A 26,070-nucleotide genomic window follows, 5' to 3' on the forward strand; every position below is an offset into this window, starting at 1 on the left:
CATGACGCGAGCAGATCAGCCAATGGGCGTACCCCCCACCCCAGACGCCCCCGACGACGCACTCGCCGCGGAGTCCCGCGAGCGCGCCGTGGGCGCGCTGCTGCGGTTCGGTCCTCTCCGGCGCCTGTGGAGCGCCCACCTCACCAGCGGCATCGGCGACGCGCTCGCCCTGCTGGTGCTGCTGCTGCTCGCCCTGCAGGCGGCGGCAGTACGGGCGGAGGGCGCCGAGGCCGTCTTCGGCGGCGGCTACCGGGGCCTGGCCCTCGTCATCACGGCCGTCTTCGGGGCCCGGCTGCTGGCCACGCTGCTCTTCGGAGCCGTGCTGCTCGGGCCGCTCTCGGCGCTGCTGGCCCCCGGCAAGGGGGTGCTGGACCGGCGCTGGACCATGTTCACCGCCGACGCGCTGCGCGCACTGGCGCTCATCGTCGCGCCCATGTGGATCGACTGGATGCCGGGGAAGGCGTTCGCGCTCGTCCTGATCACCGTGTTCGTGCTCGGCGTCGCCGAGCGCTTCTGGACGGTCGCCAAGGACAGCGCCGCCCCGGCGCTGCTCCCCGCGCCGCCGCCCGAGGGCGCCGCCGTGCGGCCGCTCCCCGACAGGCAGGACGCGCTGCGGAGGCTGTGGCTGCGCAGCACCTTCATGGCCCTTCCCGTCGCGGCCATCGGCCTCGTCGTCATCACGCTGATCAGCAACGGACTCAGCTCGCTCTTCGGCTGGTTCCACACCCACCAGGCCGCCCTCGGCTCCTACGCCGCTGCCGGGCTCTTCGCCGCCGCGCTCTCCGTCGTGTACTTCCTGGAGCTCCCCGACGGCGGGAACCCGCGCCCCCGCTCCCCGCTCGAGGGCCTGCGCCGCCCCCGCGGCGGTTCGGGCCCCGGCGACGGCAAGGGCCGCACCGGCGCCGTCCCGCTGCTGGTGCTCGCGGGCTCCGCCACGGCCTGGGCCGTCGCGTCCGCCGTGTCGCTCGCCGCGCTCCACGCCATCGACCTCGGCGGCGGCCCCATCAGCTTCGGTCTGCAGGTCTTCGCGCTCGCCGGGGGCACGGCCGCGGGCATCCGCCTGGCACCCCGCATGCTTCCCCAGCTCTCCCGCCGGAGGCTGCTGGCCCTCGCCATAGGTCTCGCCGGGCTAGCGCTGCTCGTCGCGGGTCTGGTGACGGACGCGACGACCGGCCTCGTGCTGATGGCCGTCGCGGGCCTGTCGTCGGGCGTGGCCGCGCAGGCGGGCCACGTCCTGCTGGACCAGGAGACCGAGTACGCGCACCGCGCCCGTATGACGGAACATCTCCAGGCCGTCGTCCGCATCGCCATCGGGATCGGGGCCCTGGCCGCTCCCGTCGCGGCGGGGTTCATCGGCCCGCACCGCGTGGTCACCGGCGACTTCGTCTTCGACCACGGCGGAGCCGCCTTCACGCTCATGCTGGTCGGTGCGCTGCTGCTGCCCGTGGCCGCACTCGTACTCGGACGTACGGACGACCGCCAGGGCATCACGCTGCGCCGGGACCTGCTCGACGCCCTCGGCGGCGGCCACCCCAAGGAGGCACCGGCCGGCAGCGGTTTCTTCATCGCCCTGGAGGGCGGCGACGGTTCCGGGAAGACCACGCAGGTCGAGACGCTCGCCGAGTGGATCAGGGCGAAGGGCCACGAGGTCGTCGTCACCAAGGAGCCGGGGGCGACGCCCGTCGGCAAGAGGCTGCGTTCGATACTGCTCGACGTCTCCTCGGCCGGACTCTCGCACCGGGCGGAGGCCCTGCTGTACGCGGCAGACCGCGCCGAGCACGTCGACACGGTCATCCGTCCCGCACTCGAACGCGGTGCCATCGTCATCTCCGACCGCTACATCGACTCCTCCGTCGCGTACCAGGGCGCAGGCCGCGACCTGTCGCCCACGGAGATCGCCCGCATCTCGCGCTGGGCGACGGCCGGGCTCGTGCCGCATCTGACGGTGCTGCTCGACATCCAGCCCCAGACCGCTCGCGAACGCTTCACCGAGGCACCGGACCGGCTGGAGTCGGAGCCGGCCGAGTTCCACGACAAGGTCCGTGCCGGATTCCTGACGCTGGCCGCCGCCGACCCGGCCCGGTACCTCGTCGTCGACGCCGCTCAGGAACCGGAGGCGGTCACGACGGCCGTACGCCACCGCCTCGACCAAGTGCTGCCGCTCTCCGACGCCGAGATCCAGGCACGCGAGGACGCCCGCAAGGCCGCGGAGGAAGAGGCACGCCGCAAGGCCGAGGAGGAAGCCGCGCGCAAGGCGGAGGAGGAGCGCCGGGAGCGCGAGCGGCAGGAGCAGATGGCCCGGCTGCGGGCCGAGGAGGAAGAGCGCAAGAAGCGCGCCGCGGAGCTGCAGAAGCAGCAGGAGGAGGCCCGTCGCGCGGAGGAGGCCCGGCGAAGGGCCGAGGAGGCGCGTCGCATCGCCGAGGAGGAGCGTCAGCGCCGCGACGCCGAGGAGCGCACCCGCGAGGAGGAGATCGCGCGACAGCGCCGTCTCGCCGAGGAGGAGGCACGGCTGCGCGCACAGGCCGAGGAGCGCCGCCAGGAGAAGCAGCGTCTGGCCGAGGAGGCGCTTCAGCGGGCCGAGCAGGCGCGCAACCGGGAGCGGGGCACCAACCCGGACGGTTCCGACGGCGACACCGCCACGCTGCCCCAGCCCGACGAGGAGCACGGCGATTCCGACGCCGAGCGCACCCACGTCATGCCGCAGGCGCGGCAGTCGGGGGGCCCGGGGCAGGCGCAGCACGACGATGAGACGGCGATGCTCCCGCGGGTGCGTCCGGAGGAGCAGCAGCGGGAGCGCACGCGCGAGATCCCGCAGGTCGACCCGGAGACGGGCCGCGCCTCGCGTCCCCGGCCGGACTGGGCGGAGGAGACGCCGCTCGACGACGTGCCGTCCCTCGCGGACGAGTTGCTGGGTTCGGGTGAGGACGAGGACGACCCGGACAGCAGGCGGCGCCGCGGCAAGTGAGCCGCCGGGCGGGGCGCGGCGGGGCAGCGGCAAGCGGGCCGGCCCCGCCCGCAGGTCTGACGGGGCCCGGGGGCAAGTGCGTACCCGAAGCGCCTGTGCCGGCTGTCGGTGCCGTGGCCCACAATGGTCGTCGGACGTGGGACGTGGGACGTGGGACGCGTGACGCGTGACGCGTGACCGGCAAGCGGTGTGTGCGTGCCTCGCGCGACGGGAGCCGGTACCGGCGGGCCGTGAGAGCGGTGAGGAAGGGGACGGGCAGCGATGGCGGTGTGGGACGACGTCGTCGGCCAGGAGAAGGTGACGGACCAGCTGAGCGCCGCAGCCCGGGACGCCGACGCCTACGTCACCGCCGAGGCCGAGGGCAAGGGGACCGCGGCCCTGTCCGGCTCCGCCATGACCCACGCGTGGCTCTTCACCGGGCCGCCCGGCTCCGGGCGCTCCACCGCGGCGCGCGCCTTCGCCGCGGCGCTCCAGTGCGTCAGCCCGGACCGCGCGCTGGGCGGCGCACCCGGCTGCGGGTTCTGCGACGGCTGCCACACGGCGATGGTCGGCACACACGCCGACGTCGAGGTGATCCGGACGGACCTGCTGACGATCGGCGTCAAGGAGACCCGTGAACAGGTGCGCAGGGCGCAGATGTCACCCGCCGGCGGCCGCTGGCAGGTGATCGTCATGGAGGACGCCGACCGGCTCACCGAGGGCGCGGGCAACGTGCTCCTGAAGGCCGTGGAGGAACCCGCGCCGCGCACCGTCTGGCTGCTCTGCGCGCCCTCCACCGAGGACGTGCTGCCCACGATCCGCTCCCGCTGCCGCCATCTCGCCCTGCGAACGCCGCCGGTGGACGCCGTCGCGGACCTGCTGATGCGGCGCGACGGCATCGAACCGGACATGGCGGCGTACGCGGCCCGCGTCACGCAGGGGCACATCGGCCGGGCCCGGCGCCTGGCCACCGACGAGCGTGCGCGCAGGCGCAGAGCGGCGGTCCTGACCATGCCGCAGCGGGTCTCGGACGTCGGTGGCGCGCTGCGCGCCGCGCAGGAACTGATCGACGCCGCGGCCGAGGACGCCAAGGAAGTCGCGGAGGAACACGACGAACGGGAGACCGAGGAACTCCGGACCGCGCTCGGCGCCTCCGAAGGCAGCCGCCTCCCGCGCGGTACCGCCGGGGCGATGAAGGAACTCCAGGACAAGCAGAAGCGGCGCGCCACCCGCACCCAGCGCGATTCCCTGGACCTTGCGCTGAGCGACCTGACGGGGTTCTACCGGGACGTACTGGCACGGCAGTTGGGCTCGGGCGTCGCACTCGCCAACGAGGAGGCGGCGGAAGCGGTGCAGCAGCTCGCCGCCTCCTCGGGGCCCGAGCAGACCCTGCGCCGTATCGAGGCCGTACTGGACTGCCGTGAGGCGCTCGACCGCAACGTCGCGCCCTTGCTGGCCGTCGAGGCGATGGCGATGACACTCCGGGCGGGCTGACGGCCGCACCGGTCTCCGGCGTCCGGCGTCCGTACCGTCTCCGGCGTCCGGCGTCCGTACCGTCTCCGGCGTCCGTACGGGTCTCCGGCGTCCGGCGTCCGTACCGTCTCCGGCGTCCGTACGGGTCTCCGGCCCGTCCGGCCCGACGGTCCCGGCCGTGGGCCGACTGCCGTGCGCCCTCACCCGTATGAGGAGCGGCACTTGGCGAGGGAACGTCTGTGGTATTCGGTGTGGATACGCTCCACCTCAATCGCCATCTGAACCGCCACCTGAACCGCCACCTCAACCGCCGCGCCCGCCGGCCGACCGGGCCGACGCGAACCCAACCCAGGGGATGGTCCATGCACACCAGGCGTCTGCCCAGCACCGCTCTCGCCCTGCTCGCGACCTCCGTACTGCTGACGATGTCCGGCTGCTCGTCCGGGTCCGGCGGATCGGGTGAACCAGAGGGCGCCCCCTCCTCAGCCAGCAGCGACCGCGCTGCCGGACGCACCGACGCCCCCTCCCTCAAGCCGCTGCCCGCAGCGGTCCCCGGCAACCTGAAGCGCTACTACGAACAGAAGCTCTCCTGGCGCGACTGCGGAGACGACGCCTTCCAGTGCGCCAGGATGAAGGCTCCGCTGGACTACCGGAACCCGGACCCCGACGAGGACGTGGAACTCGCCGTCGCCCGTAAGAAAGCCTCCGGCAAGGGGAAGCCGATCGGCTCCCTGCTCGTCAACCCGGGCGGCCCCGGCGGCTCCGCCGTCGACTACGTGCAGCAGGCCGCCGCCGTCGGGTACCCGCCGCAGGTGCGCCGGAGCTACGACCTCGTCGGCCTCGACCCGCGCGGCGTCGCCCGCAGCGAACCGGTGCGGTGCCTGACCGACAAGCAGATGGACGCGTTCACGCAGACCGACCAGACACCTGACGACCAGTCCGAGACCGCCGAACTCATCAGCGAGTACAAGAAGTTCGCCGCCGGCTGCGAGAAGCGCTCGGGCGAACTTCTCGGCCACCTCTCCACTGTGGACGCCGCGCGCGACATGGACGTGCTGCGCGCCCTGCTGGGCGACAAGAAGCTCAACTACGTGGGTGCCTCGTACGGCACCTACCTGGGCGCCTACTACGCCGGGCTCTACCCGCAGCGGTCCGGCCGGCTCGTCCTCGACGGCGCCATGGACCCGTCCTTGACGATGCTCAGGCTCAACCGTGACCAGACGGGCGGTTTCGAGACGGCCTTCAACGAGTTCGCGAAGGACTGCGTCGGCAGGTCCGACTGCCCGCTCGGCACGAAGAGCACCGAGGACGCGGGCCGCCGGCTCAGCGCCTTCTTCAAGAAGACCGACTCCAAGCCGCTGCCCACCGGCGAGAAGCGCAAGCTCACCGAGTCCCTGGCCACCACGGGCGTCATCCGCGCCATGTACGACGAGAGCGCCTGGCCGCAGCTGCGCGCCGCCCTGACGACGGCGATGGAGGACGGCGACGGCGCCGACCTGCTCGCCCTCGCCGACGACTACTACGAGCGCGGCCCCGATGGCCGCTACGGCAACATCATGTTCGCCAACGCGGCCGTGAACTGCCTCGACCTCCCGCCCGCCTTCTCCTCCCCTGCCGAGGTGAAGAAGGCGCTGCCCTCCTTCGAGAAGACCTCGCCCGTCTTCGGCCGCGGCTTCGCATGGGCGGCCCTCAACTGCGGCTACTGGTCCGAGAAACCGACCGGCCGGCCCCACAACATCGACGCCAGGGGCGCCGACCCGATCCTGGTCATCGGCACCACCCGCGACCCGGCCACCCCCTACGCCTGGGCCCAGGCCCTCGCCGGGCAGCTCGACTCCGCCCGGCTGCTGACGTACGAGGGCGACGGCCACACCGCATACCTGCGCGGCGGGGCGTGCATCAACGACACGGTCGACCGGTACCTGCTCAAGGGCGAGGCGCCGAAGGAGGACAAGACGTGTAAGTAGACCCCGACCTGCAAGCCGGAACTCACCGTGCCGGCGCGGGACCCCTCCCGCCGCGGGGACTCCTCCGGGGCGCGTGGCCCCTCCCGGCGCCGGGGCTCCGCTCCTCCGGGGCCGGTTCGGAGGCCGCGGGCCCGGCCGTTTACCCCGTACGGAGCACCGCCGCAGACTGTGTAGACTTGTCCGCGCTGCGCCGGCAGGACAGGCGCGGGCATCTGCCGCCTTAGCTCAGTTGGCCAGAGCGACGCACTCGTAATGCGTAGGTCGGGGGTTCGACTCCCCCAGGCGGCTCGCAGGTCGAAGGCCCCTTCCGGAGACGGGAGGGGCCTTTTTGATTTCGGGTGCACATTTCTGTCGCCGTTGGTTCGCTGTGCTGCCGACCCTCGACGTGATCCGCAGAACACGGACACATCCCTCCGGTTCTCCCGCTCTCCGGCCGTCCGAACCGGTGCTGCCCTCGGCCGGTCCCTTTTCCCGACAACTCGAAGTACCTTCCGCTCCTTGGCTGTTGTCGGCATCTTGTTGCGGGCATGAGGGGGCAGGGAAGCTCGCTTTCCCCGGCAGCGTTCACAACCACCCGCAGACGGCCGGGGATCGATCCCGGTGGGCAGTGGCCCGGCCCGGAGGGAGCCTCAGTGTCGCGCTCATCGGGCCCGGCGGGATGCCGGATTCTGCAAGACTGCTGCAATGATCACGAATACCACTGGGGAATGGGAGCAGCGATGCGCTGCGCTTTGGGACAGGTTCGACGAGTTCGAGCCGGCCGAATTCCGGTCGAAGATGCAGGAGTTGTCCGACGAGCTCCCTGAGGGGCATCCGGCTGCCTGCTTCGAGCGGGCCTCCGCCTGTGACGCCACGGACCTGGGCGAGCATGCCGTCCCGCTGTACCGGAAGGCCCTTGCGGGGGGACTGGAGGGTGAGCGTCGTCGCCAGGCCGTCATCCAGTTGGCCAGCACTCTGCGCGCCCTCGGTGATCCGGAGGCCAGCGTCGAACTGCTGGCTGAGGAAAGGGAGAACGGCTCCGACTGTCTCGATGACGCCGTGGAAGCGTTTCTCTCCCTTGCGCTCATCGATGTCGGCCGGGAGCGGGATGCCGCGGTGGTCGCGCTGAGGGCGCTATCCCGGCATCTGCCGCGCTATCGGCGGTCAGTCGCCGCGTACGTCGAAGCCGCGGCTCAACAGCCCTTCAGGGGCTGAAGGTTCACGGTTGGAGCCGCGTCAGCTTTATGGGGTCACCTCTCGATTGTCGAGGGCGTGACCCAGGGCATGCTCTCCCCGGAACTACAATTTCCGGCCGATCGTATGTTTTGGGGCCGGACGGCGATACCGGAGTGGGTTCAGCGCGGTGGCGCGAGGAGCCCGTCGATGATGCGGCGGACCTTGCTCACCGCGTCGGATTCCCCGGCCTGTACGCCGATGTTGGCGGCACACAGCAGAGCATCGAGCTGGAAGACGGTCAGGTCGACGTCGACTTCTGCGATCTCGCCCGCGGCTACGGCGTTGCGGATCTCGGCCTCCAGGGTCCGGCGCCACTCACGCTGGTCACGGAGGAGGGCGTCGCGCACCGGACCGGTCCGGCTGTCGAAGTCGGCCAGGTTGGCCACCCGGAAGCAGCCGCCGGCGAACAGCGGTGTGGTGGCGTAGTCCGCCCAGTGGTCGAGTAGCGCGCGCAGTCGCGCCAGGCCCTCGGGGGCGGATGCCGCGGGGCGGATCACCGCGTCGATGAACATCTCGCGGGCCAGTTCGACGGCCGCGAGCTGGAGGGCTTCCTTGCTCTTGAAGAGCGTCTGGATGCCTGCCTTGCTGAGGCCGGTGTCCGTTGCGAGCCGACCGAAAGTGACGTTGTCGAGGCCCTCCAGCGAGGCGATGTCGATGGCTCGCTTCAACACGGTTCCGCGAGTGCGGGCACCGCGCAGCAGGCGTTTGTCGGTGACGCCCGGCTTCGTCCTGTCCGGCAGCGGAAGCATGGGCGACTCGGAGTCATCGGCGGCCCGAGCCGCTGCCGGTTCCGTGGTACTACCCATACGAACGATCGTACCTTGATCGCCCGTTGATGTGCCCATGCCTGCCGTTGACGTCCGAGGCCTGACGGAACGGATTCCGCTTGAGCGTGCCCGCTGCTGCCGTGAGGGCGGCGGCGTGTCCTCGCCGATGACGGCGCGGGGCCCCGGCTTCAGGCGCCTTCCCGGCGGGTGAGCTTTTGAGCCAGGCCCTTGACCACCTCGGTTGCCATGACCGCCTGCCCGGAGGTGGAGAAGTGGATGCGGTCCTCGCTCAGCAAGTCGTCCCGGTCGTTGACGGGGTGGTCCCACATGTCGACGACGATGGCCTGATACTCGGCGGCCAGTGTGCGGGTGATGTCGTTGACTCTCGAGACCCGCTGTGTCCAGTCCGGAAACGCCGGCACGACGTAGGCGCGGCCAAGGGTGAAGGTGGTCAGTTGTGCTCCGGTCCTGGACGCCAGCTCGTACAGGCGGCGCAGATTCCGCTCGATCCCGGCGAAGTCCGGCCGGCGCCGTACGAGATCGTTCGCGCCGCACGGCAGATGCAGCAGGTCCGGGCCGAACTCCAGCATCCGGTCCACCTGCTGGTTGAGCGTCTGTTCCGTGGTGGCGCCGATTTCGGCCGTGTTCAGGTACGCCAGGTCCGGCTGCACCTGGCGCAGGATCCTGGCGAGTCTGTCGGGCCAGCCCGAGTCGGCGTAGCCGGGGCTGGCGTCGCCCGTGCCGGCCGAGAGGCTGTCGCCGATCACGCCCAGCCTGCGCCAGGGTACGTCGTACAGGAGCGCAGCCGCATCCAGGGCCTGCAGGCAGAACGGGTCGGACTCTTCTGTGCGCTGAGTTACATGCATAAAGAAATAATACGTACGACCGTATGTGCTGCCAAGGCCCTCGGGAGCCGCCCCCGCGCTGCCGACCCACCCCGGTACGGGTTCCGGCGGCCCTGCGCACGGTTCCGGTCCGGGGCCGCGATGCAGCGGCACGAGCCTGCGGACGGATCCCAGGGGCCGGGGCCTGGTCAGCGGGCGCGCAGTCCGGATGAGGCGGTCGTGCTCGCAACGTTCACGCCGTCCGCACCGGAGTGAGCAGCAGGGAGCAGCAGGGAGTCCAGGGAGCAGCGGGGAGCCGCCCTCAACCGAGCCGCAGCCAGGCGCGTTTCAACCGGCGGGCCTCCTCCAGTCGTCGCTCGTACGTGGCGCCCGTCGCGACCAGCAGCAGGCCCGCGAGGGCGGGTATCAGCCAGCGCGGCAGCAGCCCGGCGACCTGGGCGACGTACGGGGCGAGTTCGTGGGCGCCGACCGAGGCGAGGGTGACACCGCCGAGGAGCAGCGGCGCCTGGACCCGCCACCGGGCGCCCGCGAGGGTGGTGGCCAGCGCACCGGCACCCAGCAGCAGCGGTCGCAGCCAGTGCGGGTCGCTCCACACCATCACCAGGCTCGGCACGAAGGTGAAGGCGAGTCCGCCGCCGTACGCCCACCAGGACGACACCCGGGGCCGCTCCGCCGCCGTACCGCCGCTCGGCCGGCGCCTGCGCAGCCACCCGACGAGCAGCAGTGCGGCGGAGACCGGCAGCGTGTACGCCTCGGGCGTGGAGATGTCGGACGCCGACAGCCGTACCCACGTGGCGAGTACGAGCAGTACCGCCGAGGCGTGGCCCGCTCCCGGACGCCGGTCGGCGCGGAGCGCGACACCCGCGGCGCCGACGGCGCACACGGCGAGAGCGAGCCAGAGCGTGCCGGGGTACGGGGCGCAGAGCGCGAGCGCCGCCAACGCCGTCGCGTAACCGGCGCATTCGACGGCGAGTGACATCGCCTTCCGCGGGGCGGGCGCCTTCGCGGCCGCTCCGCCGCGGAGCCGGGCCGCCGTCGGCAGTGTGCCGACTGCGACCGCGAGCACCGCGAACGACGCCTGGTGCGCCGGACGGTCCAGCGCCGCGGCGATCGCTCCGGCCAGCCCGGCCGCGTACGCCACCGCCGACGCCGACAGGGCGGCCCGGCGTCCCCGACCGGCCTTCGGTGACCAGGCCGCGCTCGCAGCGGACGCCACGCACAGCAGGCCCAACACCGAAAGGGTGGCGGTTTGTTGAGCGAGGGACCAGCCGATCGCAGTCGCGGCCAGGGTGAGGCCCGAGGCCAGCGCGGTGACGCCGGTCGCGGTGTCCGCCACGGCGGCCGCGGCGGCGAGCAGGGCGATCGCCGCAGCCGCGACGACCGCCACGGTCGGCCCGTACGGCAGACCGAGTGCCGGCGGAGCCGTCGCAACGGCCGTGGCGCACAGCACCGGCAGGGCGGGAAGCGCGGGCAGGGACGAGCGGGCAGCCGCCAGGCGTCTCAACGCGTCGTCGCCGGAGGGCTGTTGCCCCTTCCGTACGGTCTTCGGGCCGAGGCCGCCGGTGAGCAGCGGGACGGACAGCGCCGGCAGCAGGACGATGAGCAGCGTGGCGGCGGAGCCGGTCCATGCGTGCTGAGCGTCGACGGCCTGCCGGACCGGGCCTTGCGGCGGGCCCTCCCATGCCCGTGCAGCGAAGAACCACGGCCCGAACACCGCCTGCGCCACCGGTACCAGCGTCGACACCAGTGCACCGCTCTGCACCACAACGGCCGCCACGACGAGTCCGGCGGACTGCCCTGCGAGCCGTTCCCGCACCCCGCGCAGGAGGAGCACAGCGCCCAACAGGCCCGTCGCGCACAGCAGATACACCAGCACCTGCCAGTCCCGGTCCGCTGTGCCGCCGGATCCCGCCACGGCCCATACGACGCCCTTCAGTGCCGTGATCAGCATCAGTCCGGCCGCGGCGCCCACCGGAACCGCCATCCGGCGGGCCCGGTGCCGCTGCCCGGCATACAGCAGCACCGCCGCTGCCGCCGCCTGCACGGCACTCCAACGGGTCGCCGAGGCAACGGTGCCGGACTGCTGTGACAGTGCCAGGCCCAGCATGAGCGCTCCTGCCGGCACCGCTGCCACGGCGGCCGTCAGCCGTACCGGCCGGGCGGTGGCCCGGGAGGCAGTGCCGTCCCGCTGCCGTGACACCGCCAGCGTGACGTCGGCAGCGAAGGTGAGGAGCAGAGCCACGGCGAGCGCGTAGGCCGTCCGGTCCGCGTTTCCGTCCAGGGCCAGCGACCAGAGAGGCAGCGGCAGTTGGGCGACGACGACGGCGAAGGGCAGCGGCAGCCGCAGCCCCGGTGCCGGAAGCGTCAGCCCGTAACCGGCCCACAGCGCGGCGATCAGCGCCGCGCTGGTCGCGGAATAGGCGAGGCCGTCCGCGTGAGGAAAGCCGACCTCGTGCAGGGCGTACGCGTCCAGCGCCAGCAGAGCCAGCCCGAAACCGGCGACGGACTCGGCGGTGGCCGTCAGTTTCCGGCGCAACAGCACCGGCGGAACCGCGAGGGTGCCGAGGGTCAGTCCGCCCAGTACCGCCGCGCGGCCGCCGACGCCCATGCTGCCCCAGTTCAGCAGGGTGAAGGCGAACGCGGCGACGGTGAGCAGCACACCGCCGAGTACGAGCAGGACGTTGCGGGCCGTGTACGACGAGGTCTCCGCGCGCTCCGCAGGCCACTGCCGGGGCACTGGCCCGTGCCCCGGGACCGGCCCGTAGGCACCGCCCGGAGCCCAGGGCGGGGCCGCCGCGCCCTGCGTACCACCCGGTGCAGCAGCCTGCGCCGAGGCCCGCAGCCCGGCCAGCAGGGTCTGACGCCGCCCGTGGAGCTCGGCGCGCCGCTGTTCCAGACCGGCCAGCTCCGCGTCGATCCGGCGGACTTCGCCGTGCTCCTCGCCGGTCAACGGAAGCGCGCAGTACGGGCAACGGGCCGGCCCGCCCCCTTCCCCCTCTCTGTGCTCCGCCGCCTGCCCGAGCGGTCCACGGCAGTCAGGGCAGTGTGCGGGTGGCTGGTTGTACTCCATGCCGGGCAGCCTGACGCCGGGCCGGCGCCGCCGACATCCGTCGGAATACTCAGATCCGCCCTGCGCCGCCTGCTGCTCTGCACCGCCTGCTGCAACGACGGGCCCGTACTGGGAGGGTTCCGACGCCCAGGGTTCCGACGCCCCAGGGTTCCGACGCCCAGGGTTACGCGGACGAGCTCGGAAAGAACCGCGAGCGGGCGAAGCAGGCGCTGAGGTGATCACGCGGCCCGTGGGCCGCGGTGTCGTCACCGTGTGACCAGGGTGACCTCGGTGGCCTTGACGCTGGCCCACACGGCCGTGCCGTCGCCGAGCCCCAGATCGGTCGCCGCCTGCGGGGTGATCTCGGCGACGAGGTCGGGGACCTGGCCGGAGGCGATGACGACCCGGAGGCGGCTTCCGAGTGCGGTGATCTCCCGGACGGTTCCCGGCCAGTTGTTGCGGGGGCTGCCGGTGGGCCGTTCGCGGTGCAGCGAGACGGCCTCGGGAGCGATGACCGCCAGCGCGTGCGTGCCCTCGGCCATGGGGTCGGCGGCGACGAGGGTGCCTCCGCCGGGCAGGGACAGCGTCCCGTGCGAAGTCGCCGTGCAGGGCCAGGCGTTGCGGCCGAGCATCCGGGCCACCCATGGGGAGCGCGGGTGCCGCGAGACCTCGGCGGGCGTGTCGTACTGAAGGGTCCGCCCGTCGTCGAGGACGAGCACGCGGTCGCCGAGGGAGACGGCTTCGACGGGGTCGTGGGTGACGATCAGGCAGACTCCGCCGAAGCTTTCGAGATGTGTGCGCAGCGTGTGGCGCACCCGGGCGCGCGTGGTCTGGTCGAGCGCGGCGAGGGGCTCGTCGAGGAGGAGCAGCCGCGGGCGGGCGGCCAACGCCCGTGCCAGCGCGACGCGTTGGCTCTGCCCCCCGGAGAGCTGGGCCGGCTTGCGCCGGGCGAGGTGTCCCACGCCGAGCCGGTCGAGCCAGTCCTGCGCCGTGCGGCGGGCCTCTGACCGGCCCACGCCCGCAGTCCGCAGTCCGTAGGCGGTGTTGGCGACCGCGGTGAGGTGCGGGAAGAGGGCGCCGTCCTGGGGAACCCAGGCCACGCCGCGGCGGTGCGGGGGCAGCGCGGTGACGTCGGTCCCGCCGAGGCGGAGCCGGGCGTGGGCGCGCGGGGTGAGTCCGAGGAGGCTGCGCAGAAGGGTCGTCTTGCCCGCCCCGTTGGGTCCGACGACGGCGACGGTGGTGCCGCCAGGCGCGTCGAGGGTGACGTCGTTGAAGCCGGTGACCTCCGCGCGCAGTGCCCACTGCTGCCCCCGAGCGGAGGGCCGCGCGGCGTCGTGCGGTGTGCCGCCGCTCCCTTCCGGCGTCTCGTCCTCCTCCCGTGGCTCTCCGTCCCGGCGAGCGGTGCCGGTTCCTGCGGTGCGGGTTCCTGCGGTGCGGGTTCCTGCGGTGCCGGCCCAGCGTCCGCGCAGGGCGACGAGGACCGCCATGGCGACCGCGAGCAGCAGCAGCGACACGGACGTTGCGGCCTCCGGCCGGTCCTGCAACAGGAGATAGACCTGGAGCGGAAGCGTCTGCGTCGTCCCGGGCAGGTTCCCCGCGAAGGTGATCGTGGCGCCGAACTCGCCGAGCGCCCTGGCCCAGGTGAGGGCGGCGCCGGCGGCGAGCCCCGGGGCGACGAGGGGAAGCGTCACGGTGAAGAACACCCGCACCGGCGAGGCGCCGAGCGAGGCCGCGGTCTCCTCGTAGCCCGGACGGAGCCCCGCGAGGGTGCCTTCGAGGCTGATGACCAGGAACGGCATGGCGACGAAGGTCGCGGCGACGACGGCGCCCGAGGTGTGGAACGGCAGGACGATGCCCAACTCGCCCTCCAGCCACGGCCCGAGGAGGCCGCGACGTCCGAACCCCAGCAGCAGCGCCACACCGCCGACGGTCGGCGGCAGCACCATCGGCAGCAGCACCAGCGAGCGCACCAGCGTCCTGCCCGGGAAGCGGACGCGGGCCAGCAGCCAGGCCAGCGGTACGCCCAGGACCAGGGAGAGCCCCAGCGCGCAGAAGGACACCAGCAGGGACAGGCTCAGCGCCTCGGTGACTTCGGGGCTCGTCAGGTGGGCGCCGAGTTCGCTCCACTCGGTACGCGCCAGGATGCCGGCCAGCGGCAGCAGCAGGAAGGCGACCGCGACGAGTGCGGGCACCGCGAGAGCGGCGGGGGTGCTGCTGCCGGCGGTGCGGATGCGGCTCATCGGCGGTTCCAGGGTTCGCAGTTGAGGGAGCGGGGAGCGGGGAGCGGGTCAGGGTTGCTGGAAGCCGGCGTCGCGCAGCAGCTTCTGCGCCTTCGGCGTCTTCAGCCACTTCACGAAGGCGGCGGCGGCCTTCGGGTTCTCCGACGACTTCAGGGTGGCGGCGGGGTAGGAGGCGACGGCGTTCTCGTCGTCGGGGATCTCGACCGCGTCGACCTTGCCGGGAACGGTGGCGGCGTCCGTCCTGTAGACGATTCCTGCGTCCGCCTCCCCGAGTTCGACCTTGCTCAGCACGGCACGGACGCTGGGTTCCCGGGAGACCGGCTCGACGTCGGTCCGCTGCTCGTCCAGAACCTGCCGGCTGTAGCGGCCGACGGGCACCTCGGGTGCCGCGAGTACGACCTTCAGTTCCGGGTCGGCGAGGTCATCGAGGTTCCCCACCTTCTCCGGGTTGCCCTTGCGGGTGGCGATGACCAGCCGGTTCTTCGCGACGACGGTGGGGGCGCCGGCGTCGGCCGCCAGCCCGTCCATGGTCTTGGTGTCGGCGGTGACCAGCGCGTCGGCGGGCGCGCCCTGCTCGACCTGGGCGGCGAGCTCCTGGGAGCCGGCGAAGGAGAACTTCAGCCTCGTCCCCGGGTGTTCCTTCTCGTAGGTCTTCGCCGCGGCCTTGAAGACATCGGTGAGCGAAGAGGCGGCCAGGACTGTCAGCTCGGTCTTCTCGGCGCCGCCCCGGCCGTCTTCGGTGCCGGGGCCCCTGGCGTCGTTGCCGCAGGCGGTCAGCGGTATCAGGAGGGAGGCGGTGACGAGGGCGGCGGTGGTGCACCGCCAAGGGAGCGTCGACGACATGAAGTTGGGGCTCCTTGACGGTGAGGGCGGTGAGCGTGAGGGCTGTGAGAGCGGACGGGCGCGGGGAAGGAGCGGGGAACGGAGGGCGGCCGTGGCGCGGCGGGAGGGCCCCGGGACTCCGTCCGCTCAGGTGCGGTCGATGTGCACGCTGGTCGACTTCACCCTGGCCGTGGCCTGCATGCCGACCTCCAGGCCGAGTTCGTCGACCGCCTCCCTCGTCAACAGGGACACCAGCCGGTGCGGACCCGCCTGGATCTCCACCTGTGCCGCGACATCGCCCGTCTTGACGGCGGTCACGATGCCGGGGAAGGCGTTGCGGGCCGAGGTGTAGGAGACCTCGTCCTCGTCGAGGCCGCCCTGGCCCACCTCGACGGAGAAGGCGGCCAGGTCCTTGCCGTCGATGAGGCGGCGGCCCCCCTCGTCGCGGTGCGTCGTAACTCTGCCGGCGTCGGCCCAGCGACGTGCCGTGTCGGGGCTCACCCCGAGCAGGCGAGCCGCCTGGCCGATCGTGTAGCTCTGCATGTGGGAAAGCTATGCATCAGGAGGCGCACCTGCAAGACCTCATGCAGTTTCATATGGCAGATGCTGGCTGATAACAGAGATCGCCTAGCATTTGCCGAGGCATCGAGGAGTTCCGTCCGTCGCTGGTCCGGCGTGCGGCTCCGCCCGGGACGGTGCCCCCTCCCGCCGCCGCTCCGGGCCCGGAGCGGCGGAGAAGCACCGGCATGGCGTACCGCCCTGAGAGTCCTCGCTCCGGGCTCGGGCGGCCGATGCGCCCGTACCTCCGCGGCGGCCCCGCGGCCGGGCCGGGGGGCGGTCAGGGGCGGGCGGTTCCGGTCCCGGGGTGACCACCGAGAGCCCCCGGTGAAGAACCCGGAGTTGTCCCGGGGCTCATCTTCCGTCAGTTGAAGACGTTCCCGGCTGCTGTCAGCCTGCGAATCAGGCGATGACCCACGGCGCCGGGAGCGGTGGACATGGAGAGTGCGCACTGGATCTACGTCCTGCTGGTGCTCGCCACCATGCCGCCCATGGTGCCGAACTCGGCCCTGGTGGCCGGCGCCGGTGCCATGGCCGCAACTGGCGGGCTGAGCCTGCGCGTTCTCGTCCTCGTCCTGATGGCCAGCACCGTCGTCGGTGATCTCGGCGTGTTCTGGGCGGGCCGGAAGGCCGGCGGACGGGTCGTCACCTGGCTGAGGCGCAGACCCCGCCGCAGGGCGATGCTGGAGCGGACGGCGGCCGGGCTCGAACGGTACGGGGTGCCTTCGGTGATCGCGGTGCGCTTCGTCCCCGGCGGGCGGGGAGTGGGCGGGCTGACCGCGGGGGTCGTCGGCTACCCGGTGCGCAGCTACCTCCTCGGTGCGGTCCTCGCCGAGGCCGTGTTCGTCTCGTACACGGTCGGGCTCGGGTACCTCGGCGGCCGGTACGCCCTCGACGGTGTGGCCCGGTGGCTCATCGGCCCGCTGGTGTCGCTCCTCGTCGCAGGTGCCGTGTGGGTCCTGCGCCGTGTCGCGCGCGGAGGCCCCGCAGGCACCGCCGAGGCGGGACGCTGCGCAGGCATCGCGCAGACCGGGGGCCCCGCAGGCACCGCGCAGACCGGGGACACCGCGGCCACCGCGCAGACCGGAGGCATCGCAGGCACCGCGCGGACCGGGGGCCCCGCTGCGCCCGCGGAGCCCCCGGGCCAGGATCCCGTGCAGCGGTAGCGCGGCCCGGCCGGAGGAGCGGAGCGTGCCGTCACCCGAACGGCACCGGCCGCCTGTGCCCGCGCATCACTCCGGTGCACCTTTTGTCCTATGCGGCACCGTAAGCCCAAGCGCAGGCGACCCAGCAGGCTCGTGTACGCGGCACTCCTGCCGCTCGCGTTCGCCATGAGCTGGGAGGAGCCGGTGAGGGATGCCCTGTCGCCCACCGCCCACCGCCCCCGGCACCGCGAACCGGCCGAGGGGCAGGCGCCGCCCGGCGCCCCCCGCCCCGGCATAGTCCCGCGCAACGCCTGGCATGCCGACGAGAGCCTCGTGCGGGAGCCGGCGTCGTCCACGGAGAACGTGCAGGTCGTCTTCGTCCACCACACGAGCCAGCCCAACGGCTACGACTGCCGCGCGGTGCCCCGCATGCTCCGGCAGCTCGAGGAGGAACACGTCGAGCGCGGATGGGACGATCTCGGCTACAACTTCGTCGTCGACCGCTGCGGGAAGATCTACGAGGGCCGCTCCGGTGCCCTCGGCCGCTCCGTCGAAGGGGCGCACACCAAAGGCTTCAACGCCCGCAGCCTCGGCATAGCCGCGATGGGCACCTTCGACGAGGGCGTCGAGGTGCCGCCGGCGATGCTCGACTCGATCGCCGCGGTCGCCGCGTGGAAACTGCGGCGCGGCGTCGACCCGCGTGGCACGGCGCAGCTCGTCTCCTCCAGCGGCGAGAGCCGCTTCGACAAGGGCGACCGCGCCCGCTTCCAGGTGATATCCGGGCACCGCGACGCCTACGAGACCTCCTGTCCGGGCGGAGCCCTGTACGGCAAGCTCGGGCAGATACGCGAGGCGACGGCGCGCCTGCGCGAGCGGGCCGACGCCGGGAGGCAGGGACGCCCGTCGACGAAGCCGGAGGGGCGCTGACACGGCAGCAACGCTCGCCGGCAGCCACCCGCAGCGGCCCTCTTGCCCTCGATCATCTGCCCGTGGCCGCCTCCCCTTGATCGCCTCCTTCTGATCGCCTCCTCCTGATCGGCGACCTCAGGTCGCGACCCGCCGGCCCGCCATGGGCAGTCCGCTTCGCACCCCCGGGCCGGGTCCGGCGCTCAGGCGGAGTTGAGGAACGACAGCAGGTCGTTGTTGAACATGTCGTGGTGCGAGCCGTACAGCCCGTGGGGCCAGCCCGGGTAGATCTTCAGGGCCGGGTCCTTGACGAGTTCGGCCGTCTTCGGCGAGGCGGCCTCGATGGGGACGATCTGGTCGTCGTCGCCCTGGGCTATGAAGACCGGGACGTCGATCCGGGTCAGGTCGTCCGTGAAGTCGGTCTCGGAGAAGGCCTTCACGCAGTCGTACGAGGCGTTGAGCGCCACCGACATCGCCATCAGCCAGAACGCGTCACGCGTGCCCTCGGAGACGTCCGAGCCGGCGCGGTTGGCGCCGTAGAAGGGCGCCGTGAGGTCCTGGTAGTACTGCGAACGGTCTTTCCGCACGCCTTCGCGTATCTCGTCGAAGACGTCCATCGGCAGTCCCTCGGGATTCGCGTCCGTCTTCAGCATCAGCGGCGGTACGGCGCTCAGCAGTACGGCCTGTGCGGCGCGGGCCGTTCCGTGCTTGCCGAGGTAGCGCGTCACCTCGCCGCCTCCCGTCGAGTGGCCGACGAGTGTGGCGTTGCTGAGGTTGAGGTGGTCCATCAGCTGCGAGAGGTCGTCGGCGTAGGTGTCCATGTCGTGACCGGTCCCCGGCTGTCCGGAACGGCCGTGGCCGCGGCGGTCGTGCGCGACGACGCGGTAGCCCTGGGAGGCGATGAAGAAGAGCTGCGGATCCCAGACGTCCGCGGTCAGCGGCCAGCCGTGACTGAAGACGACCGGACGCCCCGATCCCCAGTCCTTGTAGAAGATCTCGGTCCCGTCCGGGGTGGTGATGGTGCCCATGGCCGGACTCCTTCCGTCCTGCGGTCTTCCGGTTCTGCCGGTTGTCCCCGGCTGTGCCGGTTCTTCCGGCTCTCCCGGGCCGGGCCCTTGCCGCCCCGGAAGCCCCGGAAGCCCCGGAAGCCCCGGAAGAGGGGACACACTCCCCACCGTCGCGCGCGTCCGCCGGTCTCGCGAACGCGGACCGCATCGCCGCCGGTGGAGCGCCTGCCGGCAACAGAGCGTGAATGCCGGTGACTTGGTGTGCCGGTCCCGTGCCCCTTTCCTGGAGGAGCACAGGTTTCCTGAAGGCGCACAGGAAAGCCCCGCCCGCGTACGACTGCCGCGCCCGGTGAGGGGAACCAGTCGAGCGCTCGACCTGCGGTGAGCAGCACCGGGAGTGAGAGCGACAGGGCCTGGGAGACCGGAAGACCGCACAGAACGCACAGAACGGAAGAGGTGCCATGGGTGACTCACCCGCCGAGCAGCACAAGCACGAAGACGCGGAAGACGTCGTGGAGCTGATCCTCAGGGACCACCGCACGATGGAGGATCTTTTCCGCGAGATGCGCAGCGTCGACGCCGACCGTGAAGCGGCCCTGCACAGGCTCGCCGATCTGCTCATCGCCCACGCCGAGGCGGAGGAGGCGGAGGTCTACCCCGTGCTGCGCCGCTACCGGCAGGTGGACGAGGAGGACGTCGAGCACAGCGTGGAGGAACACACCGAGGGCAACGAGGCGTTGCTCGCACTGCTGGAGGCCGGCGCGCCCGGCGGCGAGGACTGGGACGAGAAGCTGGAGGCTCTGGTCCAGGCGGTCAATCACCACCTGGACGAGGAGGAGCGTTCCCTCATCAACGACACCCGCGAGAACGTCGGGTCGGGGCGCCGTGCCGAACTGGGACGGGCGTTCGCCCGTGCCCGGCGGGACCAACTGGCTTCGGCGCCCGGCCGGTTGGAGAACGTGCGCAGGATCGTGAAGGAGGCGGCCGGCCCGTCCGGGAGCTGAACGCCCGCAGCGCGGCCGAGGCGAAGACCGGGCGCGGAGCTGACGGAAGCCGCCCCCACGGGGCTGCCGTGCGCCGGGTCCTCGCCGTGCCGTGGGAGTCCCCCCGGTGCGCGAAAGGTACTTCCATCGGGCGATTCGTGCGGATGCGTACGAGGACCGGGAGCACATCTGCGGCCCATGCTGCGGATGTTCCATCCGGTGGTCCTGCGGCGCCGCGGCGCGGGTTCTTCGCGGTGACCGCGGGAGACCGGCACGGCGCCGGACGCAACTCCCCGCGGTCTTCCGGGACCTGCGCACGTCCAGGACACGCGCCCTCAACTCCTGTGGTGACACGGTGAGTTGAAGCAACAGCCGTCCGGCAGCGACGGCACGCGCCGCCTGCGCCGAGGAGGGGTGCGCGCTGCAGGGGTGGCGTTGCCTACGAGCGGGGCGCCCGGAAGTGACGGCCTGACAGCCGTCCGTCGGGCCGTACTTGTGTACCCCGGGGGAATCGCAGGGAAACGCGCCGGACCCCGCCACGGCGCGACGGATATCGCCGTTTCCGCCACTAGATTGAGGTCTACGAAGATACGGATTGCATGATTTGGGCTGTGAATTCAGTACATAAGGACCGAGAGGACACGGGGTCTGCATGGAGCCTCGGGAGCTGTGGGAACGGCACACGGTGCTGGCGAGAGCCTTCTGCCAGAGCGACGAGGAGGTGCGTTCGGCGCAGACGACGCTGGACGACGCCCAGGCGAGCCGGGCCCGTTCCCTCGCGGCGTTCGCAGTGGTGGTCGGCAACGACAAGGCGGTCGCCGAGATGCTCGGCCTTCCCGAGCGTGAAGTGCGCATCGCGCGCCGCACGGTGGGCAGGGACGATGCCCGGTCGCTCGCGGACGATCTGCTGATGGCGCCGCTCCAGCATCAGCACCCCGGCCCGGGCCCCGGCGCCGACGAGAACGCACGCGCGAGCGAGGCGGCACACCCTCACGCGCACACGCAGACGTCCGCGCCGGCCGGCGACCACATGCAGGCGTCCGACCAGACGCAGCCGCAACCGCAGTACCAGGCGCACGGCCAGCAACAGCAGCAGGCGCCGCAGGCGCAGCAGATGCCGTCCCAGGCGCACGTGCAGTACCAGGCGCAGCACCAGCAGCAGGTCCAGCAGCAGGTCCAGCACCACGCGGCGCAGTCGTACTACCAGTCCCAGGAGCATTACCAGCAGCCGCAGGAACACTTCCAGACCTACGACCACGCCCAACTGCCGGACCACATGGGGTGGTCGCCCGTTCAGGACGCGGTGCTCGTCGACGGCTGGCAGTCCGGCGTCGACCTGGAGATCCTCGCGCTCGAACTCGGCACCGACCTGCGGAGGCTGACCGCCCGTGCGCAGTATCTCTCCGCGCAGGGACGCCTGTTCGTCGCGCAGGAGGAGACCGGACGGCAGGGCGGCAAGCACCGCAGGGAGACCGCGACGCACCACACGGGCATCCCCACCCAGCAGATGAACTCCCCGGGAGACGTGCTCCTGCCGGACGGTCTGGTTCCCGACGGATACGGCGGGTACTGGGCGAACTGGAACGAGATGCTGCCCGCGCCGCAGGCGTGACGTTTCCCCGTCCCGAACGGGTACCGAAGCGGGGGACGGCGCGGAGTGCGTCGACCGGGGCCGGTCAGGCGGCACGTTCGGGCCTGCGCGAGCGTTGGTAGCGTGTACCTCCCCCGACGACAGCCACCCCTGCGGTGCGACTGATGAGGAGCCTGTGACGTGACCGCCCTCGCGCTGGGACCGAGTTGGCTCGATCCGGACTTTCTGATCCAGACCTTCGGTCTGATCGGCATCCTGGTGATCGTCTTCGCGGAGTCCGGCCTGCTCATCGGCTTCTTCCTGCCGGGTGACTCGCTGCTGTTCACCGCCGGTCTGCTCGTCGCGACGGACCAGTATCTGCACTATCCGCTGTGGCTGGTCTGCCTCCTCGTGGTGATCTCCGCGGTGCTCGGCGACCAGGTGGGCTATCTCTTCGGACGCAAGGTCGGCCCCGCGCTCTTCCGGCGCCCCGACTCCCGCCTGTTCAAGCAGGAGAACGTGGAGAAGGGCCACGAGTTCTTCGAGAAGTACGGCTCCAAGTCGATCGTGCTGGCGCGGTTCGTGCCCATCGCCCGGACGTTCACGCCGATCATCGCGGGCGTGAGCCGGATGCCCTACCGCTCCTTCGTGATCTTCAACGTCGTCGGCGGCGTGCTGTGGGGCGCGGGCGTGACGCTCCTCGGGGCCATGCTGGGGCAGATCGCCTGGGTGCGCGAGAACATCGAGATGATGCTGGTCGGCATCGTTCTGCTGTCCGTCACGCCGATCGCGGTCGAGCTCCTGCGTGCCCGGAAGAACAAGTCGCGCGGCGCCTCGGACGCGGGCCCGTCGGCGCCCCCCGCCGCCGGGCCCGGGCGGCCGGACGCGGCCGCGGACCCCGGCCTCCCGGGGAACTCACCGGACGACAGCGGCCGACGCGGCCGTCACGCCCGCCGCTGAGGGCGGCCCCCGGAGACCCTGCCGCTGAGGGTGGCCCCCCGGAGACCCTGCCGCTGAGGCGGCACCCCGGGCACATAGGGGCGGGCTCCCGGAGCGCACCCCTCTCGCACGGCCCGTCCCGCACGGCCTCGCCCCGTCCCGCACGGCCTCGTCCCGTCCCGTCCCGCCTCGCGCCGCCCCACCGGCAGCGCCTCCCGTACACGACGGCGCCCCGCCCGCCCGGTGACTCCGGGCGGACGGGGCGCGGCGCTGTGACCGGCGGCGGACAGGAGACGGCGGACAGGAGACGGGGCCGGGGCGCCGTCTCAGACCTTGGCGTCCTCCTTGTCGTCCCGCCCGTCGCTGTCGTCGCCGTCGTGCGGGTCCGGAACACCGTCGGCCCCGCCGTTCCCGCCGCCGCCGAGGCCGCCCCCGCGTCGCCCGTCGGGCCACCCGGGGCGTCCCCCGCCGGCCAGGCGCCGCAGCCACGGCCAGGCCAGCAGCACGACGATCACCGCATAGACCGTGACGGCGAACGGGGTGTTCACCAGCCCGGTCACGCTGCCGTCGCTGATCTGCAGAGCCCGGCGCAACTGCTGCTCGGCGTTGGGCCCGAGGATGACGCCGATGATCGCGGGCAGCACCGGAAGGCCGAAGCGCCGCATCATCAGCCCGACGATCCCGATGACGAGCAGGATCACCATGTCGATGGCCTCGCCGCCCACCGCGTAGGCGCCGACGGCGGCGAAGAAGAGGATCCCGGCGTACAGGTACGGGCGCGGGATGCGCAGCAGCTTCGCCCACACGGGCGCCAGCGGCAGGTTGAGCATCAGCAGCAGCACCATGCCGACGAAGAGCGAGGCGATGAGACCCCACACCAGGTCGGGCTCCCGCTCGAAGAGCAGCGGACCGGGCTGGATGCCGTACTGCTGGAACGCCGCCAGCATCACGGCGGCCACGGCGGTCGTCGGCAGACCGAGGGTCAGCAGCGAGACCAGCGTGCCCGCGGCCGACGCCGACGCCGCCGACTCGGGCCCCGCGACGCCCTCGATCGCGCCCTTGCCGAACTCCTTCTTGTGCCGGGAGAGGCGCTTCTCGGTGACGTACGAGAGGAACGTGGGGATCTCGGCGCCGCCGGCCGGGATCGCGCCGAAGGGGAACCCGATGGCCGGCCCGCGCAGCCACGGCTTCCAGGTACGCCGGAGGTCGGACCGGCCGAGCCACGGCTGCCCCACCGGGATCGACTCCCCGGCACTCCTGCGCGCCTGGCCGGCGACCCACAGCGCCTCGCCGATGGCGAAGAGCCCGACGGCCACGATGACGACGTCGATGCCGTCGGAGAGCTGGAGGCTGCCGAAGGTGAGCCGCTGCTGGCCCGTCATCTGGTCGAGTCCGACGAGGCCGATCGTCAGTCCGATCAGCAGCGCCGCGAAGCCCCGCACACGCGAGCGGCCGAGCACGGAGGTGACGGCGATGAACGCCAGCACCATGATCGCGAGATAGTCGGGCGCGCCGATGTCCACCGCGAGCGCGGCGACGGTCGGCGCCAGGACCACCAGCAGCATCGTGCCGATCAGACCGCCCGCGAAGTGGCCCATCGCGGCGGCGGCGAGCGCCTGCGCACCGCGGCCGGACTTGGCCATCGGGTTGCCCTCGATGGCCGCGACGACGGCGGCGCTCTCACCGGGGGTGTTGAGCAGGATGGAGGTGGTCGAGCCGCCGAACATCCCGCCGTAGTAGATGCCCGCGAACATGATGAACGCGCCGACCGGGTCGAGCCCGTAGGTCACCGGCAGCAGCAGCGCGACCGCCATGGCCGGGCCGATGCCGGGCAGCACGCCGATGGCGGTGCCCAGCAGCACGCCGACCGCCGCCCACAGCAGGTTGAGCGGCGTCAGCGCCGTGCCGAAGCCGTCGAGCAGGGACGAGAGAGATTCCATCGGTCAGAGCACCCCCATCAGCGGGCCGCCGGGCAGTGGCACGCCCAGCAAGGTGTTGAAGGCCGCGAAGGTGGCCATGGACAGGACGGCCGCGATGAGCGGGTCGCGGGAGAGGTTGCGGCTGCCCAGTGCGTACGCGGAGCCCCAGAAGAGCAGTGCGCCGGTGATCGGGAAGCCGAGCGGGTCGATGAGGACGGCGGCGGCGAGGAAGATCCCGGCCAGGAGCGCGACGGTGCGCCAGTCGGCGGGCTCGCCCGCCGGCTCCTCGCCCGCGGGCTCCTCGCCCCGCGGTTCACCTTCTCCGCGCCCGCCGCGCAGCACGTCGACGGCCAGGAAGACGGCGACCACGAGCAGTGCGACGCCGACGAGGACGGGGACCGTCCTGGGACCGACCGGGCCGCGCTGGCCCGCGACGGTCTCCATGGTGAACGCGTCGCCGAGCACGAGCACGCCGACGACCAGCAGCAGGACGCTGACGCCGAGTTCGGAGCGGCCGCGCAGCCATTCGCGCCAACCGCTCGCCGAACCGGGTGAGTTGACCCCTCCGGGACCGGCTGCCGGTGTGTCCCGGCCCCGCGTGGGTCCGGTGGACTCCGTGGATCCGGTGCTCACTTCCCCACCTCCTCGAGGACGGACTGGACGCGCTTGTCCTGGGCCTTGAGGAAGCGCCCGTACTTCTCACCGGTCAGATACGCGTCGTCCCAGCCGTTCCGCTTGAGGGACTTCTGCCACTGGGGGCTGCGGTGGAGTCCGTCGAAGAAGGTGATGAGCTTGTCGCGCTCCTTCTCCGACAGGTCCGGCGGCGCCATGATGCCGCGCCAGTTGGTGAACTCCACGTCCATGCCCGCCTCCTTGAGGGTCGGGGCGTCGAAGCCCTCGATCCGCTTCTTTCCGGTGACGGCGAGGAGGCGCAGTTCGCCGGACTCGATCTGGTCGCGGTACTCGCTGATGCCGGATATGCCGAAGGCGACCTTGCCGCCGAGCACGGACGCGAGGAGTTCGCCGCCGCCGTCGAAGGGCACGTAGTTCACGGACTCGGCCTCGATGCCGGCGTCCCTGGCCATGAGCATGGGGGCCAGGTGGTCCGGGCCTCCGGCGGAGGAGCCGCCGCCGACGGGCAGCGAGCCGGGCTTCTTCTTCCAGTCGGCGAGCAGTTGCCCGAACGTCTTGTACTTGGACTTCTTCGAGACCACGACGATGTTCGGCTCCTCCACCGTGCGCGCGATCGGTGTCGCGTCGTCGAGCGTGGAGGGCGAGTCGTTCGTGCGTACCGCGCCGACGACGCCGAGGCCCATCGACATGGCGAGCTTGCCGTTGCCGCGCTCGTTGACGAGCCGGGTCAGACCGACGGTGCCGCCCGCGCCGGGCAGGTTGAACACCTCGATGTTGTGGTTGAGTCCGGCGTCCTCCGCGTCCTTGGCGGCCGTACGGGCGGTGATGTCGTAGCCGCCGCCCGGCGTGTTGGGCACCATGAACTGAAGCCCGGGGATGTTCGTCCCTGTCTCGGCACCGCTGCCCGTTGTGATCAGCGGGGGGCCGATCAGTACGAGCAGCGTCGCCCCGAGAAGAGACAGGAGTGTGCGCTGACGCACGCGGGGCACCGCCTTTCGTGGATTCGTGAGCGAGGTCCTGCTGGGGACGGGACGGCCCACATGCTGCACGGGGTACGCGGCGGTTTCGCCCCCTGTGCGCGAAAGAAC

The 26,070-nt window shown here is 72.2% G+C and carries 19 protein-coding genes and 1 tRNA gene; 10 read left to right on the forward strand and 10 right to left on the reverse strand.

The features are described from left to right. Position 1: 1 nt before the first annotated feature. The 5 genes from tmk to H180DRAFT_RS21210 all read left to right on the forward strand — a co-directional run bounded on the left by tmk (position 2) and on the right by H180DRAFT_RS21210 (position 7,578). Positions 2-2,965, forward strand: a complete 2,964-nt coding sequence (gene tmk / locus H180DRAFT_RS21190) for a dTMP kinase (protein WP_055487685.1) — start codon at positions 2-4, stop codon at positions 2,963-2,965. Between the two features lie 261 nt (positions 2,966-3,226). Next, complete coding sequence (locus H180DRAFT_RS21195; protein WP_055487686.1) at positions 3,227-4,438, forward strand: DNA polymerase III subunit delta'; 1,212 nt, start codon at positions 3,227-3,229, stop codon at positions 4,436-4,438. 341 nt (positions 4,439-4,779) lie between these two features. Continuing rightward, positions 4,780-6,384: an alpha/beta hydrolase gene (locus tag H180DRAFT_RS21200; RefSeq protein ID WP_055487687.1), complete on the forward strand. Its 1,605-nt coding sequence runs from the start codon at positions 4,780-4,782 to the stop codon at positions 6,382-6,384. Positions 6,385-6,598: 214 nt separating this feature from the next. Next, positions 6,599-6,672 (forward strand) — tRNA-Thr (locus H180DRAFT_RS21205). Positions 6,673-7,068: 396 nt separating this feature from the next. Next, positions 7,069-7,578: a tetratricopeptide repeat protein gene (locus H180DRAFT_RS21210; protein ID WP_175437806.1), complete on the forward strand. Its 510-nt coding sequence runs from the start codon at positions 7,069-7,071 to the stop codon at positions 7,576-7,578. 140 nt (positions 7,579-7,718) lie between these two features. Here the strand turns inward: H180DRAFT_RS21210 and H180DRAFT_RS21215 are convergent, their stop codons facing one another. From H180DRAFT_RS21215 to H180DRAFT_RS21240, 6 genes are all read right to left on the reverse strand, one after another. Beyond that, positions 7,719-8,405, reverse strand: a complete 687-nt coding sequence (locus H180DRAFT_RS21215; protein WP_055487688.1) for a TetR/AcrR family transcriptional regulator — start codon at positions 8,403-8,405, stop codon at positions 7,719-7,721. A 149-nt stretch (positions 8,406-8,554) separates the two neighbouring features. Continuing rightward, the gene (locus H180DRAFT_RS21220) at positions 8,555-9,232 is read right to left on the reverse strand and encodes an SGNH/GDSL hydrolase family protein (protein WP_055487689.1); all 678 of its coding nucleotides are present in this window, start codon (positions 9,230-9,232) and stop codon (positions 8,555-8,557) included. A 280-nt stretch (positions 9,233-9,512) separates the two neighbouring features. Next, the gene (locus tag H180DRAFT_RS21225; RefSeq protein ID WP_055487690.1) at positions 9,513-12,161 is read right to left on the reverse strand and encodes an SCO7613 C-terminal domain-containing membrane protein; all 2,649 of its coding nucleotides are present in this window, start codon (positions 12,159-12,161) and stop codon (positions 9,513-9,515) included. Between the two features lie 365 nt (positions 12,162-12,526). Beyond that, the gene (locus H180DRAFT_RS21230; protein ID WP_055487691.1) at positions 12,527-14,500 is read right to left on the reverse strand and encodes an ABC transporter permease; all 1,974 of its coding nucleotides are present in this window, start codon (positions 14,498-14,500) and stop codon (positions 12,527-12,529) included. Positions 14,501-14,548: 48 nt separating this feature from the next. Next, entirely contained in the window at positions 14,549-15,343 is a 795-nt protein-coding gene (gene modA, locus H180DRAFT_RS21235) for a molybdate ABC transporter substrate-binding protein (RefSeq protein ID WP_055487692.1), read from the reverse strand. A gap of 126 nt (positions 15,344-15,469) precedes the next feature. Next, positions 15,470-15,865, reverse strand: a complete 396-nt coding sequence (locus tag H180DRAFT_RS21240; protein ID WP_055487693.1) for a TOBE domain-containing protein — start codon at positions 15,863-15,865, stop codon at positions 15,470-15,472. A gap of 452 nt (positions 15,866-16,317) precedes the next feature. On the opposite strand from H180DRAFT_RS21240, the gene H180DRAFT_RS21245 reads away from it, so the two are divergent. Both H180DRAFT_RS21245 and H180DRAFT_RS21250 read left to right on the forward strand, forming a co-directional pair. Next, complete coding sequence (locus tag H180DRAFT_RS21245) at positions 16,318-17,046, forward strand: DedA family protein (protein WP_055487694.1); 729 nt, start codon at positions 16,318-16,320, stop codon at positions 17,044-17,046. 90 nt (positions 17,047-17,136) lie between these two features. Further along, a complete protein-coding gene (locus H180DRAFT_RS21250; protein ID WP_055487695.1) occupies positions 17,137-17,952 on the forward strand; it encodes a peptidoglycan recognition protein family protein in 816 nt (271 codons plus the stop codon). A gap of 182 nt (positions 17,953-18,134) precedes the next feature. Here H180DRAFT_RS21250 and H180DRAFT_RS21255 read toward each other — a convergent pair whose 3' ends face one another. After that, positions 18,135-18,959: an alpha/beta fold hydrolase gene (locus H180DRAFT_RS21255; RefSeq protein ID WP_055487696.1), complete on the reverse strand. Its 825-nt coding sequence runs from the start codon at positions 18,957-18,959 to the stop codon at positions 18,135-18,137. A gap of 440 nt (positions 18,960-19,399) precedes the next feature. On the opposite strand from H180DRAFT_RS21255, the gene H180DRAFT_RS21260 reads away from it, so the two are divergent. From H180DRAFT_RS21260 to H180DRAFT_RS21270, 3 genes are all read left to right on the forward strand, one after another. Then, on the forward strand, positions 19,400-19,942 hold the full coding sequence (locus tag H180DRAFT_RS21260) for a hemerythrin domain-containing protein (protein ID WP_055487697.1): 543 nt from the start codon (positions 19,400-19,402) through the stop codon (positions 19,940-19,942). A gap of 631 nt (positions 19,943-20,573) precedes the next feature. Next, on the forward strand, positions 20,574-21,533 hold the full coding sequence (locus H180DRAFT_RS21265) for a hypothetical protein (protein WP_055487698.1): 960 nt from the start codon (positions 20,574-20,576) through the stop codon (positions 21,531-21,533). Between the two features lie 159 nt (positions 21,534-21,692). Then, positions 21,693-22,451, forward strand: a complete 759-nt coding sequence (locus H180DRAFT_RS21270) for a DedA family protein (RefSeq protein WP_055487699.1) — start codon at positions 21,693-21,695, stop codon at positions 22,449-22,451. 305 nt (positions 22,452-22,756) lie between these two features. On the opposite strand, the gene H180DRAFT_RS21275 is transcribed toward H180DRAFT_RS21270, so the two are convergent. The 3 genes from H180DRAFT_RS21275 to H180DRAFT_RS21285 all read right to left on the reverse strand — a co-directional run bounded on the left by H180DRAFT_RS21275 (position 22,757) and on the right by H180DRAFT_RS21285 (position 25,962). Further along, positions 22,757-24,370, reverse strand: a complete 1,614-nt coding sequence (locus tag H180DRAFT_RS21275; RefSeq protein WP_079100283.1) for a tripartite tricarboxylate transporter permease — start codon at positions 24,368-24,370, stop codon at positions 22,757-22,759. Positions 24,371-24,373: 3 nt separating this feature from the next. Next, positions 24,374-24,871: a tripartite tricarboxylate transporter TctB family protein gene (locus H180DRAFT_RS21280; RefSeq protein WP_254666122.1), complete on the reverse strand. Its 498-nt coding sequence runs from the start codon at positions 24,869-24,871 to the stop codon at positions 24,374-24,376. 107 nt (positions 24,872-24,978) lie between these two features. Beyond that, positions 24,979-25,962: a Bug family tripartite tricarboxylate transporter substrate binding protein gene (locus tag H180DRAFT_RS21285; RefSeq protein ID WP_055487724.1), complete on the reverse strand. Its 984-nt coding sequence runs from the start codon at positions 25,960-25,962 to the stop codon at positions 24,979-24,981. Positions 25,963-26,070 lie beyond the last annotated feature (108 nt).

It is taken from the genome of Streptomyces sp. WMMB 322, from assembly GCF_900090145.1.
GTDB lineage: Bacteria > Actinomycetota > Actinomycetes > Streptomycetales > Streptomycetaceae > Streptomyces.

Bases quoted from the DNA above. Each gene is read 5' to 3' on its own strand.
- tmk (WP_055487685.1), top strand. From the start codon at position 2: ATGACGCGAGCAGATCAGCCAATGGGCGTACCCCCCACCCCAGACGCC.
- H180DRAFT_RS21195 (WP_055487686.1), top strand. From the start codon at position 3,227: ATGGCGGTGTGGGACGACGTCGTCGGCCAGGAGAAGGTGACGGACCAG.
- H180DRAFT_RS21200 (WP_055487687.1), top strand. From the start codon at position 4,780: ATGCACACCAGGCGTCTGCCCAGCACCGCTCTCGCCCTGCTCGCGACC.
- H180DRAFT_RS21210 (WP_175437806.1), top strand. From the start codon at position 7,069: ATGATCACGAATACCACTGGGGAATGGGAGCAGCGATGCGCTGCGCTT.
- H180DRAFT_RS21215 (WP_055487688.1), bottom strand. From the start codon at position 8,405: ATGGGTAGTACCACGGAACCGGCAGCGGCTCGGGCCGCCGATGACTCC.
- H180DRAFT_RS21220 (WP_055487689.1), bottom strand. From the start codon at position 9,232: ATGCATGTAACTCAGCGCACAGAAGAGTCCGACCCGTTCTGCCTGCAG.
- H180DRAFT_RS21230 (WP_055487691.1), bottom strand. From the start codon at position 14,500: ATGAGCCGCATCCGCACCGCCGGCAGCAGCACCCCCGCCGCTCTCGCG.
- modA (WP_055487692.1), bottom strand. From the start codon at position 15,343: ATGTCGTCGACGCTCCCTTGGCGGTGCACCACCGCCGCCCTCGTCACC.
- H180DRAFT_RS21240 (WP_055487693.1), bottom strand. From the start codon at position 15,865: ATGCAGAGCTACACGATCGGCCAGGCGGCTCGCCTGCTCGGGGTGAGC.
- H180DRAFT_RS21245 (WP_055487694.1), top strand. From the start codon at position 16,318: ATGGAGAGTGCGCACTGGATCTACGTCCTGCTGGTGCTCGCCACCATG.
- H180DRAFT_RS21250 (WP_055487695.1), top strand. From the start codon at position 17,137: ATGCGGCACCGTAAGCCCAAGCGCAGGCGACCCAGCAGGCTCGTGTAC.
- H180DRAFT_RS21255 (WP_055487696.1), bottom strand. From the start codon at position 18,959: ATGGGCACCATCACCACCCCGGACGGGACCGAGATCTTCTACAAGGAC.
- H180DRAFT_RS21260 (WP_055487697.1), top strand. From the start codon at position 19,400: ATGGGTGACTCACCCGCCGAGCAGCACAAGCACGAAGACGCGGAAGAC.
- H180DRAFT_RS21265 (WP_055487698.1), top strand. From the start codon at position 20,574: ATGGAGCCTCGGGAGCTGTGGGAACGGCACACGGTGCTGGCGAGAGCC.
- H180DRAFT_RS21275 (WP_079100283.1), bottom strand. From the start codon at position 24,370: ATGGAATCTCTCTCGTCCCTGCTCGACGGCTTCGGCACGGCGCTGACG.